Genomic DNA, 12,296 nt, shown 5'->3' with positions numbered 1-12,296 from the left:
AGAGATCGCAGGTGACTTCGATGGACGACTGGCGACAGCACGCCGCGTGCCGCCGCGAGGACCCGGACCTCTTCTTCCCGATCGGAACCTCGGGCCCGGCACTGATGCAGGAGCAACAGGCGAAGGCGGTCTGCCGGCGCTGCCCCGTGCAGGAGGCGTGCCTGGAGTGGGCCATGGAGACCGACCAGACACTCGGTGTGTGGGGCGGCACGAACGAGACGGAACGCCGCGCCCTCAAGCGGCGCATCAAGGCACGACGCAGTTCGTGACCGTGAAGGTGAGCCGAGGTGAAGGGCCTTGACGCCTCAGCCGTCTCCCGGGGGCGGCGCGGCGGGGAGCCGCAGGGTGAACACACTGCCCTCGCCCGGGGTGCTGGCCGCTTCGGCCGTGCCCCCGTGGGCGTCCGTCAGCTGGCGGACGATCGGCAGGCCCAGCCCGCTGCCGCCGGTGCGCCGGCTCCGCGACTTCTCCGCCCGCCAGAACCGTTCGAAGACGTGCGGCAGATCCTCGGGGGTGATGCCCGTGCCGGTGTCGGCTACCTCCAGGACGACCCGGTCTCCGTCGCGGCGGGCGGTCAGCGTGACCGTGCCGTCCGCCGGGGTGTGGCGCACGGCGTTGGCCACGAGGTTGCCGAGGACCTGGCGCAGCCGCACCGGGTCGGCGTCCAGCCACACGGCGTCCTCGGTCCCGGTGCGCAGGGCGACCCCGGCGGTGTCGGCGGCCACCCGGTGCGCGGCGGCGACCTGGGCGAGCAGATCGTCGGCGGGCACCGGTTCACGGCGCAGGAGGAGGGTGCCGGCGTCGGCGGCGGCGAGGTCGCGCAGGTCGTCGATGACCCGCTGCAGGACCAGCGCCTCCTCGTGCAGCGCGCCGAGCAGCTCGGCGTCGGGTTCGACGAGACCGTCGCGGGTCACCTCCAGCCAGCCCCGGATGTTGGTGAGCGGGCTGCGCAGTTCGTGGGCCACGTCCGCGACGAGGGCCTTGCGCTGGACCTCCAGCCGTTCCCTGCGCTCGGCCAGGTCGTTGAACGCCTCCGCGAGGATGCCGGTCTCGTCCCGCGTCGTGACGGGAACCCGTGCGTGCCGGTCCGGGGGCTGCTGCGCGGCTTCCGTCAGGGCTCGCAGGGGGCGCACGAGACGGGTGGCGACGAGGGCGCTCACCGCGACGGTGACGGCCAGCACCAGCCCCGCCACACCGACGACCTTCGCCTTGTTGGCGGGTGACATGACCCAGCGGGGCTGGGCGCCCATGTCCCCACCGCCCAGGAACAGTTCGGCGACAGGGGCCACGTACGGGTCGAGCTGGACGCGGCGGGCCTCCTCGAGGCAGCTCTGTGCCGCCCGCATCGCCCTGGCGCCGCGCGCCTTGCCGTACACGGGCCCGGGGGTCGCGTCCCGGCCGAGGACGCCGGGCGCGCCGAGGCCGAAGAACAGCGGCGTCCCGGGATCCAGGCCCTCGCGGGTCAGGCAGCCGGCCGCCTGCCCCTGGAGCGCGGCCAGCGCCTTCTCCTCTGTGGGCATCGGGGTGTTGAGCCGGCCGTCCGCGCACTCGTCGGGCACATAGCCGGACGGTGTCGCGCCGTCGGCGTCCTCGACCACCGGGCGGCCGCTCGGGGTCCGGGTCACGGTCGTCTCGATGCCGTTCCGGGCGAAACACGCCTGCCGGTCGCGGGCGTCGGCGTCGAGTTCGTCGCGTTCCCCGGAGGTGAGCCGGTAGGGGCCCACCACCCGTGGATCGGTGCCGCTGAGCTGGGCGCCGCGCTCCGTGTACGTGTCGGTGCGCAGCGGGTCGACGGTGGCGGCGGCGCGCGGCGGCAGCGACGTACCCCGCGGCGCCGAGTCGGCGAGGGGGGTGCGGTCGGTCGAGGTGAGGGCGATGCGCCTGCCGGTCCTCGCGGACAGCTCACGGACCGTGTCCTGGACGCCGGTCCACTCGGGATGGGTGGCCGCGTAGCCGCTGAGCTGCGCGAGGATGTCCATGTCGTCGGCGAGCGCCTGGCCCTGCTCCTCCCGCAGCGCGCGGGTGGTGGTGGTCACCGCCAGCCAGGCGGTCGCGGCCACCGAGCACACGGCGATGAGGACCGACGCGCTCAGCAGCCGGACCAGCAGACGCTTGCGCAGCGGTATCCGGGTGCGCTTCACGGCCGGCCGCCGCTGAGCTTGTACCCGACGCCGAACACGGTGAGCAGCCGCACGGGCTTGCGCGGGTCGGCCTCGATCTTGCGGCGCAGGTTCATGATGTGCACGTCGACGGCACGTTCGGTGGAGGAGCGGTCGAAGCCGCGGGTGCACTGGAGCAACTGCCGCCGGGAGAAGACCCTTTCGGGTTCGGCGGCCATGGCCAGCAGGATCTGGAACTCGGCCGGTGTGCATTCCACCGGCTCGCCCTCGCAGCGCACCTCGTGCCGCTCCGGGTCGACGGCGAGCCCCGCGGCCCGCACGACGAGGCCGTCCCGCCGGTCGTCGCCGGCCCGTCCGCTGCGCCGCAGGACGGTGCGGATGCGGGCCATCAGCTCGCGCGGGCTGTACGGCTTGGTCATGTAGTCGTCGGCGCCGAGTTCGAGGCCGAGCAGAAGGTCGTCCTCGGCGTCGCGGGCGGTCAGCATGAGCACCGGGACGTCGTCGCCCTGCCGCAGCACCCGGCACACCCCGAACCCGTCGACGACCGGCAGCATCAGGTCGAGCACGACGAGGTCCGGCCGGTCCCGCCGCACCGCCTCCAGCGCGGCGGAGCCGTCGTGCACGACGGTGGCGGAGTGGCCCTCGGCGAGCAGCGAGCGGCGGATGAGCTCGGCCTGCATCGCGTCGTCCTCGGCCACCAGTACATGAGCGCACACGCGACTACTCCGTCTTCCTCAGCGGGCCACAGAGGCATGGTCGCCCATGACGACCACGGGGTGCAGGGCGGGGTCGAGGGTCCGCAGCAGTTCCCTCATGTGGCGCTCGGCGATGCTCACGCATCCGTGGGTGGGGCCGCCGTGGTCGACGTGGAGCCAGATCCCGCCGCCGCGACCCGCGCCGAGCGGGCGGGTCCAGTCGAGCGGGGAGACGCCGGGCGTGCGGTTGTAGTCGATGGCGACGACGTAGTCGAAGGAGCCCTCCAGCGACTCGCCCTCGAAGCCGGTGCCCGGCGAGCGGAAGCCTCTGCCGTGGTCGTAGGGGAGTTTCGTGCCGGGGTCGGGCAGCAGACCGCCGGCGTCGGTGAGGCCGTAGACGCCGACGGGCGAGCGCAGGTCGCCGCCCATGTGGTGGTCGCTCCAGCCGCGCAGGGCGTTGTGCGCGGGCCAACGCTCGCCGGCCTGCCAGCCGGTCGCGGTGCGCCGGTAGAGGACGACGGTGGAGAGCGGGGAGTTCCTGCCGCGGCCGGTCACCACGACCGCCTGCCGCGCGTCGCCGGGCACCTGGGACCAGGTCCTCGGCCCCAGGCCCGGTATCCGCCGCGGCACGCTGCGGGCGGCGGCCCCGGGCGCGGGAGTGCTCGGCGCGGCGCTCACCGCGGCGGGGGCGGCGGGGGCGCCGTCGGCCCCGGCCCCGGCCCCGGATCCGTGGGGGGCCGCGGTGCCGCCGCATCCGGTGAGCAGCAGGGATGCGGCGAGCAGCAGGGCACGGGGGCGGGGCAGCGGCCGGGGAAGGTGGGCGATCATGGGTCGACTCTCGCCGACAGGTGTGTGGAACTCGTCAGGTTGCGGGGCCTGTTCGCCGGCTACGGCGTGACGGGCTTGCCCCGGCCGTACAGCCAGGTCCGGAACAGGTTGCCGAGGTCCTTGCCGGACGTCCGTTTAGCGAGGCGTTCGAACTGGGCGGTGGTGCCGTTGCCGTCGCGGTGTGCCGCCGCCCAGGCACGCAGGATGCGGAAGAAGGCGCGGTCCCCGACGGTGGTGCGCAGCACGTGCAGGGTCATGGCGCCGCGGGCGTAGACCGGAGTGCCGAAGATGTTCGCGCCGCTGCCGGGGTCGCCGGGCGGGAACGCCCACAGCTCGTCGCTCGCCGGGAGGGCGTACAGGCCGTCGAAGGTCTTCTGGGCGCTGTCGCCGCCGTGCTGCTCGGCGTAGAGCCACTCGGCGTAGGTGGCGAAGCCCTCGTTGAGCCAGATGTCCTTCCACGAGGTGAGCGAGACGGAGTCGCCGAACCACTGGTGGGCGCTCTCGTGGACGAGGGTGCTCAGAGAGGGCGCCCGGTCGTACACCGGCCGGGTCTGGGTCTCCAGGGCGTAGCCGACGTTCGGGGCGTGGTCGACGATCGATCCGGCGGCGCGGAACGGGTAGGGGCCGAACAGCCGGCTCTCCCACTCCAGTACGGAGGGCAGTTTCTTCAGCACCGGCGCGGCCGCCGCGGCCTCGCGCGGGTCGACGGCGTTGTAGACCTTGAGTCCGTCGCGGGTGGTGTACTGCTCGACCTGGAACTTCCCGACGGTCGCCGTGGCGAGGTAGGCGGCCATGGGCTCCTTCTGCCGCCAGCGGTAGGTGGTCGTGCCGTGCGCGGTGCGCTGTCCGACCAGGACGCCGTTGGCGACGGCGGCACGGCCGGCGGGGACGGTGATGGTGAAGTCGTAGGAGGACTTGTCGAGGGGGTGGTTGTTCGCCGGGAACCAGGTCATGGCGCCCTGCGGCTCGCCGGCGACGAAGGCGCCGTCGTCGGTGGGGATCCAGCCGTCCAGGGAGCCGTCGGGGTCGGTGACCGGGCCGGGGGTGCCGTGGTATCTGACGGTGACCTGGAACCGCTCGCCCTTGCGCAGCGCGTGTCTCGGGGTGACGACGAGTTCCTGGCCCTGGCGGCGGTGTGCGGCCTTGACGTGATCGACCGTCAGGCCGGTGACGTTCAGGCCCTGGAAGTCGAGGTCGAATCGGGTCAGCCGCTGGGTGGCGCGGGCGGTGAGGACCGCCTTGCCGTCGAGGCGGCGGCTGCCGGGGTCGTAACGGAGGGTCAGGTCGTAGTGGGTCACGTGGTAGCCGCCGTTGCCGGCCAGCGGGAAGTAGGGGTCGCCGACGCCGGCCGCGCCTGCCGGTCCGGCCGCGGTGGCGGGTCCCGCCACCGCCAGCAGCGCCGCCACGGCGACGGGGACGGTGGCGGCGACGGCTTCGCGTCGCAGCAGGACGGTGGCGCGTCTGCGGGGGTGTGTCACGTGCGCTCCTGGGGGGTGGCGTGTGATCAAACGTCCTCAGACTAGGACGGGACGCCGCGGTGTTCCCCCTCATTCAGGTCAAGCCGAGCTGTGTCCTCGGACGCGCGGGCCTACGATCGACGCGATCCGCCAACCCGAGGACGGCCACCATGAAGGTTCGCGTACGTCGCGTCTACGACCCGCCCGATACCGGGGACGGCGTGCGGGTGCTGGTGGACCGGCTGTGGCCGCGTGGGGTGTCCAAGGAGGCGGCTCGCGTCGACGAGTGGCCCAAGGGCCTCACCCCGTCGACGGAACTGCGCCGTTGGTACCACACGGGCGAGGGCTCCCACGAGGAGTTCGCCCGCCGCTACGAGGCGGAGCTCGCCGAGCCCGAGGCAGCTGAACTCCTCGACCATGTACGCGAGTTGGCGGCGAAGGGACCGGTCACGCTGCTCACCTCCGCGAAGTCACCGGAGCGGAGCCACACGGCGGTGCTGGTCCGCCTGCTGACGGCGGACCAGCGCTGAGGTCAGCCGGTCTGCTTCGCCGCCGCCCGGCCGGCCGCCCGCCCGGAGAAGAGGCAGCCGCCGAGGAAGGTGCCTTCGAGGGCGTTGTAGCCGTGGACGCCGCCGCCGCCGAAGCCGGCGACCTCGCCCGCCGCGTACAGGCCCTCGACCGGCTGCCCGTCGGCGCCGAGCGCGCGTGAGTCGAGGTCGGTCTGGATGCCGCCGAGCGTCTTGCGGGTGAGGACGTGCAGCTTGACGGCGATCAGCGGGCCGGCGTCCGGGTCGAGTACACGGTGCGGGGTGGCGACGCGGCCGAGCCGGTCGCCGATGTAGCGGCGGGCGTTGCGCATGCCCTGGACCTGGGCGTCCTTGCTGTACGGGTTGGCGATCTGCAGGTCGCGGGCCTGGATCTGCCGGCGCAGTCCGTCCACGTCGAGCAGCGGCTTGCCGGTCAGCGCGTTCATCTTCCCGACGAGCTCGTCGAGGGTGTCGGCGATCACGAAGTCCGCGCCGTGGTCGAGGAACGCCTGCACCGGCGCGGGGGCGCCCTTGCCGAGCAGTCGGTCGCGCAGCACGGCCCGGCGGTCCTTGGCGGTGATGTCGGGGTTCTGCTCGGAGCCCGACAGCGCGAACTCCTTCTCGATGATCCGGCGGGTGAGGATGAACCAGGAGTGGTCGTGGCCGGCGATGTCCTCGGTCGTGCGCAGGTACTTGAGCGTGCCCAGGGTGTCGTAGCCGGGCAGGCACGGGTCGGGCAGCCGACGGCCGAGGGCGTCGAACCACAGGGAGGACGGACCGGGCAGGATGCGGATGCCGTGACCGGGCCAGACGGGGTCCCAGTTCTGGATGCCCTCGGTGTAGTGCCACATGCGGTCGCGGTTGACCAGTCGGACGCCGGCCTCGGCACTGATGTCGAGCATCCGGCCGTCGACGTAGGCGGGCACTCCGGTCACCATCTCGGCGGGGGGCGTGCCGAGCCGCTCGGGCCAGTAGCGCCGCACGATGTCGTGGTCGGCGCCGATGCCGCCGCTGGTGACGACCACGGCCCGGGCGGTCAGCTCGAAGTCGCCGATCGCCGCGCGGCTGGAGGCGACGCCGCGCGCGCAGTCGTCGGGGGCCAGGACCGTGCCGCGCACGCCGCGGGCGGTGCCGTCCTCCATGACCAGTTCGTCCACCCGGTGGCGGTGGTGGAAGGTCAGCAGTCCGTCGCGGGCGGCCTGCTTGGCGTACCGGACGAACGGATCGACGACGCCGGTGCCCGTCCCCCACGCGACGTGGAAGCGGGGTACGGAGTTGCCGTGCCCGTCGGCGCGCAGATCGCCGCGCTCGGCCCAGCCGACGGTCGGCACGAAGGAGATCCCGTGCCCGGCGAGCCAGCTGCGCTTCTCCCCCGCCGCCCACTCCACGTAGGCGCGCGCCCAGCGCACCGCCCAGGAGTCCTCGTCCTCGGTCCGGTCGAACTGCGCGCTGCCCTGCCAGTCGTTCCAGGCGAGGTCGAAGGAGTCCTTGATGCCGAGGCGGCGCTGCTCCGGGGAGTCGACGAGGAAGAGCCCGCCGAAGGACCAGAACGCCTGGCCGCCGAGGTTGGCGGCGTTCTCCTGGTCGACCAGGGCGACCCGCCGGCCTCTGCTGGTGAGTTCGTGCGCCGCGACCAGGCCGGCGAGGCCCGCTCCGACGACGATGACGTCCGCGTCCATGGCGACCGTTGCCCTTCTGTCCGAGTCTGTCTGAGACCGTCTGAGTCTGTCCGTGGTGGTGCGTGTGCGTGTCAGGCGTGGTGTCCGCTGCCGTCGGTCAGCAGCGCGGTGAGCAGTTGCTTGAGCCAGGCGCGGGCGCTGTTCACGTCCTTGTCCAGCAGCAGTTGGGTGGTGACGCCGTCGTAGGCGGCGACCACCGCGCGGGCGGCGCGGTCGCCGTCACCGAGCACGGCGGGCAGGGGGGTGTGGCCGCGGGCCCGGGACAGCCGGTCGGCGATCGCGCGGCGCAGCCGGGCCCGGTGTTCGAGCAGGGTCTGCGCGACGGCCGGGTCGCGGGCGGCGTGCACCAGGAAGTCCGTCTTGACCAGCAGCCAGTCCAGGTCGAGGAGGAGCACCTCGGTGACGCGGTCCACGGAGGCCGGCACGTCGAGGTCGGGCCCGTCGCCGGCGAGGGCGTCGGCCACCTGCCGGGCGATGACCTCCGCCCGCTCCTGGTAGAGGGCGAAGAACAGTTCGTCGAGGCTGTCGAAGTTGGAGTAGAAGGCGCCCCTGCTGTAGCCGGCGGCCTCGCAGACCTCCTCGATGGAGACCCGGCCGAAACCCTTGGCGGCGAACACGGCGAAGGCGGCGTCCAGCAGGTTGGCGCGGGTGCGGACGCGCCGCCGCGTGACGCGTCCCGTCGTCCGCTGCGCTGTCATGGCCACACCCCCGTTCGATACATGAATGTATCCGATACGTCGATGTATCGAAAGATCCCTCCGAGGCCCCCCTTCCTCCGGAGGTCTCCCGACGACCCCTTCCTCCGGAGACACGCCATAACGAACGGATTTTCGATTCAGGCGTACGCTGGAACCATGACCGCGCACCACCTCCAGGGCTCCCTCTTCGACCAGACCGACGAGCCACGCCTCGGTCCCCTCGACGGCCTGCGCCGCACCGTGCTCGGCGCGGGCGCCTGGATCGACGTGCTGCCGGGCTGGCTCACCGGCTCGGACACGCTGTTCGCACACCTCGCGGCCGAGGTCCCCTGGCGCGCCGAGCAGCGCAGGATGTACGACAACGTCGTCGCCGTCCCACGCCTGCTGGCGTTCTACGCGGAGCGCGAGACACTGCCCCACCCGGTGCTGGACGAGGCCCGCCGGGAACTGTCCGCGCACTACGCCCGGGAACTGGGCGAGCCGTTCGTCACCGCCGGGCTCTGCCAGTACCGCGACGGCAACGACGGCGTCGCCTGGCACGGCGACCGGATCGGCCGCGGCGCCGACCAGGACACCATGGTCGCGATCCTCTCCGTGGGCTCCCCGCGCGACCTGCTGCTGCGCCCCGCGGGCGGAGGCAAGGCGGTGCGGCGCCCGCTCGGCCACGGCGACCTGATCGTGATGGGCGGCTCCTGCCAGCGGACCTGGGAGCACTGCGTCCCCAAGTCCGGCCGCGCCGCGGGGCCGCGCATCAGCGTCCAGTTCCGCCCGCACGGGGTGCGATGACACCGGGCGCGTGCGCGGCGCGCCTGCCACGGCCGGCCGCCCGGGGGTGCGCCCGACTCGGAACCCTGCCGTCCGCATCCGTCCGGTGATCTGCTTTGCTGTCCCCCGTCGAGAACGAACCTTTGCGGACACGGGGACGACCATGCGGGCGGACGTACGGCAAGTGGCGGACGGCACCTACCTGGTGCACGGCTCGCACACCAACTGGGTGATCCTCTCCGAGGGGGACGCCTTCACCCTGATCGACACCGGATACCCGGGCGACCGTGAGCAGGTCCTCGACTCCCTGGCGGCGGTGGGCGGTTCACCCGAGGCGCTCACGGCCGTGCTGATCACCCACGCCCACAACGACCACCTGGGCTCCGCCGAGCACCTGCGCTCGGTGTACGGCGTCCCGGTCTATCTGCACGAGGCCGAAGTCCCGCACGCGCGCAGGGATTTCCTCCAGCAGGTGAGCGTCGGGGCGGTCCTGGCGAACGCCTGGCGGCCCGGCGTCGTGCCGTGGCTGGTGCACGTGGTGCGCTCCGGCGGCACCGAACAGCACCCGGTCACCGCACCCGAGGCGTTCCCCGTCACCGACGGCCCGCTCGACCTGCCCGGCCGGCCGGTCCCCGTGCACACCCCGGGCCACACCGACGGCCACACGGTGTACCACCTGCCGCAGGCGGGGATCGTCGTCTCCGGCGACGCGCTGGTCAGCGGCCACGCGACCTCACGGGTGAAGGGGCCGCAGCTCCTGCCGGACATGTTCCACCACGAGCGGGCCCGCGCGGTGGCGTCGCTGGACGTGATCGGCGGCCTCGCGGCCGACCGGCTGCTGCCCGGTCACGGCCCGCTGCACGAGGGGTCCGTGCGGGCGGCGGCCGAGCTGGCCCGCGAACGCGCCGTCTAAGGTCAGGCCATGGCTTTGCAGATCAGCGCCACCAATCCGGAGCACCCGGCACTCCTGCTGGAGCTGCCCTGGCACCTGCCCCTGGAGGAGTGGCCCGACGAGGTCCTCGTCCCGCTGCCGCGCGGCATCTCCCGCCACGTCGTGCGCTACGCCCGGGCCGGTGACGAGGTCATCGCCGTCAAGGAGCTCGCCGAACGGCCCGCGCTGCGCGAGTACGAGCTGCTCCGCGACCTGGACCGGCTCGGCATCCCCTCCGTCGACCCGCTGGCCGTGGTCACCGGCCGCACCGACCCGGGCGGGGGCTCCCTGGAGCCGGTGCTGGTCACCCGCCATCTGGGCGGTTCGCTGCCGTACCGGTCGATGTTCGAGACCACGATGCGCCCGGCGACCATGCACCGGCTGATGGACGCCCTCGCCGTGCTGCTGGTGCGGCTGCACCTGGCCGGTTTCGCGTGGGGCGACTGCTCGCTGTCCAACACGCTGTTCCGGCGGGACGCGGGCGCCTACGCCGCCTACCTCGTGGACGCCGAGACCGGTGACCTGCACCCGCAGCTCAGCCCCGGCCAGCGCGACTACGACCTCGACCTGGCCCGGGTCAACATCAGCGGCGAGCTGCTCGACCTGGAGGCCTCGGGGGCGCTGCACCCCTCCGTGGACCCGATCGAGTTCGGCACCGAGATCTGCGGCCGCTACGGGGCTCTGTGGCAGGAGCTCACCCGCACCTCGGTGTACCCGGCGGGCAAGTACCACTACATCGAGCGCCGCATCCGCCGGCTCAACGAGCTCGGCTTCGACGTCGCCGAGATGCAGATCGAGCACTCCTCCAACGGTGCCTCGGTGGCCTTCGTGCCGAAGGTCGTGGACGCCGGCCACCACCAGCGCCAGCTGTTGCGCCTGACCGGTCTGGACACCGAGGAGAACCAGGCCCGGCGGCTGCTCAGCGACCTCGAGAGCTGGATGGCCACCCAGGACGACTACGCCCCGAACGACCCCCTCGCGGCCCGCCCGGAGGTGTTGGCGCACCGCTGGGTGCGGGACGTGTTCCGGCCCACCGTGCGCGAGGTCCCCCTCGAACTGCGCGGCTCCATGGACCCGGCGGAGATCTACCACGAGTTGCTGGAGCACCGCTGGTACCTCTCGGAGCGCGCGCAGCACGACATCGGGCTCGACACGGTGGTCGCGGACTACATCAGGAACATCCTGCCCAGGGCACGCGAGACCCTGGAGCCGACCCTGCCGGAGTGAGTCCGCCCGGCGTCCTGCGTCAGCCCTGCGGCACCACGGTGACCGGGCAGTCCGCGTGGTGCAGGACGCCGTGCGCCACCGAGCCGATCCGGGCGCCCACGGCCGTGCGGTGGGCGCGTCTGCCGACCACCATCAGCTGCGCCCGGCCCGACACCGAGAGCAGCACCTGTCCGGCGCTGCCCATCTCCACGTGCTCCACCACGGGCACGTCCGGGAACCGCTGCCGCCACGGTTCCAGGGCCGCGGCCAGCGCCTTCTTCTCGTACGGCTCGAGACCGCCGGCCTCGTCGGCGAGGCGGAGCGAGCCGGGGCTGTAGGCGAACACGGGCGGCAGCGTCCAGGCCCGCACGGCCCGCACGGCCGCACCCCGGGCCGCGGCGGTCTCGAAGGCGAATCGCAGCGCGGGGGCGCTGTCCTCGGGGTCGCCCTGCTGACCGACGACGATCTCCTGACCGCCGGCCTCGGCCGAGGCCCGGTCGCCCGCCCGCACCAGCACCACCGGGCGCGCGGCCTCGGCGATCACCTGCTGGCCGACCGAGCCCAGCAGGAACCCGACCACCGGCCCGTGCCCGCGGGAACCGAGCACCAGCAGCTCCGCCTCCGCCGCCGCGGCGACCAGCGTCTCGACCGGGCCGCCCTCCCGGACGTCGGTGGCGACGGTCAGTCCGGGGTGCCGCTCGGTGATCTCCGCGACGCTCCGCCCGGCCGCGTCCCGCACCCAGCGTTCCTGCGCGTCCCGGTCGGCCACGTCCTGCGCCGCGTTCGGCTGGAACCGCCAGGCGTGCACCACCCGCAGCTCCAGGTCGCGCCGGACGGCCTCGCGGGCCGCCCAGGCGAGCCCCGCGAGGCTCTCGTCCGTTCCGTCGACCCCTGCCGTGATCGGGCCCGTCATCCCGCCGCCTCCTTGTGTCGTGATCACATCCGTCGGGCCCCAGTCTTCACTACGCTGCGAGCATGGCTTTGGACTGGGAGCAGGTGATCGTCGACGCGGCCGACCCGTCGGCGCTGGGACGCTGGTGGGCCGCGGCCCTCGGCTGGGTGGTGGTCGACGACTCCCCCGAGGAGTACGAGATCCGACCGGAGCAGGACCGGACGCCGGGCCTGCTCTTCGTCCGGGTCCCGGAGACCAAGACGGTCAAGAACCGGCTCCACCTGGACTTCCGCCCCGACGACCAGCGGGCCGAGGTGACCCGGCTGCTGTCCCTGGGCGCCCGCCACGCGGACGTCGGGCAGGGCGAGCAGCCGTGGGTGACGATGACCGACCCCGAGGGCAACGAGTTCTGCGTCCTGGGCGAACGGCGGCCTTCTTGACCGTGGGCGCCCGGTACTGACCTCGCAGCGCACGGTCCGCCGACGGCACGGAGCGGAC

The 12,296-nt window shown here is 73.3% G+C and carries 13 protein-coding genes; 6 read left to right on the top strand and 7 right to left on the bottom strand.

Annotated elements, in window-relative coordinates; all coding sequences use genetic code 11:
- The first annotated feature begins 20 nt into the window (after positions 1-20).
- The gene (locus C6376_RS41925; RefSeq protein WP_107448416.1) at positions 21-269 is read left to right on the top strand and encodes a WhiB family transcriptional regulator; all 249 of its coding nucleotides are present in this window, start codon (positions 21-23) and stop codon (positions 267-269) included.
- A gap of 36 nt (positions 270-305) precedes the next feature.
- On the opposite strand, the gene C6376_RS41920 is transcribed toward C6376_RS41925, so the two are convergent.
- Genes C6376_RS41920 through C6376_RS41905 form a run of 4 tightly spaced genes read right to left on the bottom strand, consistent with a single transcriptional unit; the run spans position 306 to position 5,121 of the window.
- Complete coding sequence (locus C6376_RS41920) at positions 306-2,141, bottom strand: cell wall metabolism sensor histidine kinase WalK (RefSeq protein ID WP_107448415.1); 1,836 nt, start codon at positions 2,139-2,141, stop codon at positions 306-308.
- Positions 2,138-2,836 (bottom strand): response regulator transcription factor, encoded by a 699-nt coding sequence (locus tag C6376_RS41915; RefSeq protein ID WP_107448414.1) that lies wholly within the window; start codon positions 2,834-2,836, stop codon positions 2,138-2,140. Before C6376_RS41915 ends, C6376_RS41920 begins: the two co-directional genes overlap by 4 nt.
- 18 nt (positions 2,837-2,854) lie before the next feature.
- Positions 2,855-3,643, bottom strand: coding sequence for a L,D-transpeptidase family protein (locus C6376_RS41910; protein WP_107448413.1), 789 nt, complete (start codon positions 3,641-3,643; stop codon positions 2,855-2,857).
- A 59-nt stretch (positions 3,644-3,702) separates the two neighbouring features.
- Positions 3,703-5,121, bottom strand: a complete 1,419-nt coding sequence (locus tag C6376_RS41905; protein ID WP_107448412.1) for a M1 family metallopeptidase — start codon at positions 5,119-5,121, stop codon at positions 3,703-3,705.
- 149 nt (positions 5,122-5,270) lie between these two features.
- On the opposite strand from C6376_RS41905, the gene C6376_RS41900 reads away from it, so the two are divergent.
- Positions 5,271-5,630 (top strand): DUF488 domain-containing protein, encoded by a 360-nt coding sequence (locus C6376_RS41900; protein WP_107448411.1) that lies wholly within the window; start codon positions 5,271-5,273, stop codon positions 5,628-5,630.
- Between the two features lie 2 nt (positions 5,631-5,632).
- Here C6376_RS41900 and C6376_RS41895 read toward each other — a convergent pair whose 3' ends face one another.
- Positions 5,633-7,306, bottom strand: coding sequence for an FAD-binding dehydrogenase (locus tag C6376_RS41895; protein ID WP_107448410.1), 1,674 nt, complete (start codon positions 7,304-7,306; stop codon positions 5,633-5,635).
- Between the two features lie 71 nt (positions 7,307-7,377).
- A complete protein-coding gene (locus tag C6376_RS41890; RefSeq protein WP_107449486.1) occupies positions 7,378-8,004 on the bottom strand; it encodes a TetR/AcrR family transcriptional regulator in 627 nt (208 codons plus the stop codon).
- Positions 8,005-8,160: 156 nt separating this feature from the next.
- Here C6376_RS41890 and C6376_RS41885 point away from each other — a divergent pair, with 156 nt between their 5' ends.
- The 3 genes from C6376_RS41885 (at position 8,161) to C6376_RS41875 (ending at position 10,927) form a co-directional block, all read left to right on the top strand.
- Entirely contained in the window at positions 8,161-8,790 is a 630-nt protein-coding gene (locus C6376_RS41885; RefSeq protein WP_107448409.1) for an alpha-ketoglutarate-dependent dioxygenase AlkB, read from the top strand.
- 142 nt (positions 8,791-8,932) lie between these two features.
- The gene (locus tag C6376_RS41880; RefSeq protein WP_107448408.1) at positions 8,933-9,682 is read left to right on the top strand and encodes an MBL fold metallo-hydrolase; all 750 of its coding nucleotides are present in this window, start codon (positions 8,933-8,935) and stop codon (positions 9,680-9,682) included.
- A gap of 9 nt (positions 9,683-9,691) precedes the next feature.
- A complete protein-coding gene (locus C6376_RS41875) occupies positions 9,692-10,927 on the top strand; it encodes a DUF4032 domain-containing protein (RefSeq protein ID WP_107448407.1) in 1,236 nt (411 codons plus the stop codon).
- A gap of 19 nt (positions 10,928-10,946) precedes the next feature.
- Here C6376_RS41875 and C6376_RS41870 read toward each other — a convergent pair whose 3' ends face one another.
- Positions 10,947-11,819, bottom strand: coding sequence for a universal stress protein (locus C6376_RS41870; RefSeq protein ID WP_107448406.1), 873 nt, complete (start codon positions 11,817-11,819; stop codon positions 10,947-10,949).
- A 62-nt stretch (positions 11,820-11,881) separates the two neighbouring features.
- Between C6376_RS41870 and C6376_RS41865 the strand changes: the two genes are divergently transcribed.
- On the top strand, positions 11,882-12,238 hold the full coding sequence (locus tag C6376_RS41865) for a VOC family protein (protein ID WP_107448405.1): 357 nt from the start codon (positions 11,882-11,884) through the stop codon (positions 12,236-12,238).
- The last annotated feature ends 58 nt before the right edge of the window (positions 12,239-12,296 follow it).

The organism is Streptomyces sp. P3, from assembly GCF_003032475.1.
Classification (GTDB): domain Bacteria; phylum Actinomycetota; class Actinomycetes; order Streptomycetales; family Streptomycetaceae; genus Streptomyces.
Note: the sequence above shows the minus strand (reverse complement) of the source record. Positions and strands in the feature narration are given on the sequence as shown.

Bases quoted from the DNA above. Each gene is read 5' to 3' on its own strand.
- C6376_RS41925 (WP_107448416.1), top strand. From the start codon at position 21: ATGGACGACTGGCGACAGCACGCCGCGTGCCGCCGCGAGGACCCGGAC.
- C6376_RS41910 (WP_107448413.1), bottom strand. From the start codon at position 3,643: ATGATCGCCCACCTTCCCCGGCCGCTGCCCCGCCCCCGTGCCCTGCTG.
- C6376_RS41900 (WP_107448411.1), top strand. From the start codon at position 5,271: ATGAAGGTTCGCGTACGTCGCGTCTACGACCCGCCCGATACCGGGGAC.
- C6376_RS41895 (WP_107448410.1), bottom strand. From the start codon at position 7,306: ATGGACGCGGACGTCATCGTCGTCGGAGCGGGCCTCGCCGGCCTGGTC.
- C6376_RS41890 (WP_107449486.1), bottom strand. From the start codon at position 8,004: ATGACAGCGCAGCGGACGACGGGACGCGTCACGCGGCGGCGCGTCCGC.
- C6376_RS41885 (WP_107448409.1), top strand. From the start codon at position 8,161: ATGACCGCGCACCACCTCCAGGGCTCCCTCTTCGACCAGACCGACGAG.
- C6376_RS41880 (WP_107448408.1), top strand. From the start codon at position 8,933: ATGCGGGCGGACGTACGGCAAGTGGCGGACGGCACCTACCTGGTGCAC.
- C6376_RS41875 (WP_107448407.1), top strand. From the start codon at position 9,692: ATGGCTTTGCAGATCAGCGCCACCAATCCGGAGCACCCGGCACTCCTG.
- C6376_RS41870 (WP_107448406.1), bottom strand. From the start codon at position 11,819: ATGACGGGCCCGATCACGGCAGGGGTCGACGGAACGGACGAGAGCCTC.
- C6376_RS41865 (WP_107448405.1), top strand. From the start codon at position 11,882: ATGGCTTTGGACTGGGAGCAGGTGATCGTCGACGCGGCCGACCCGTCG.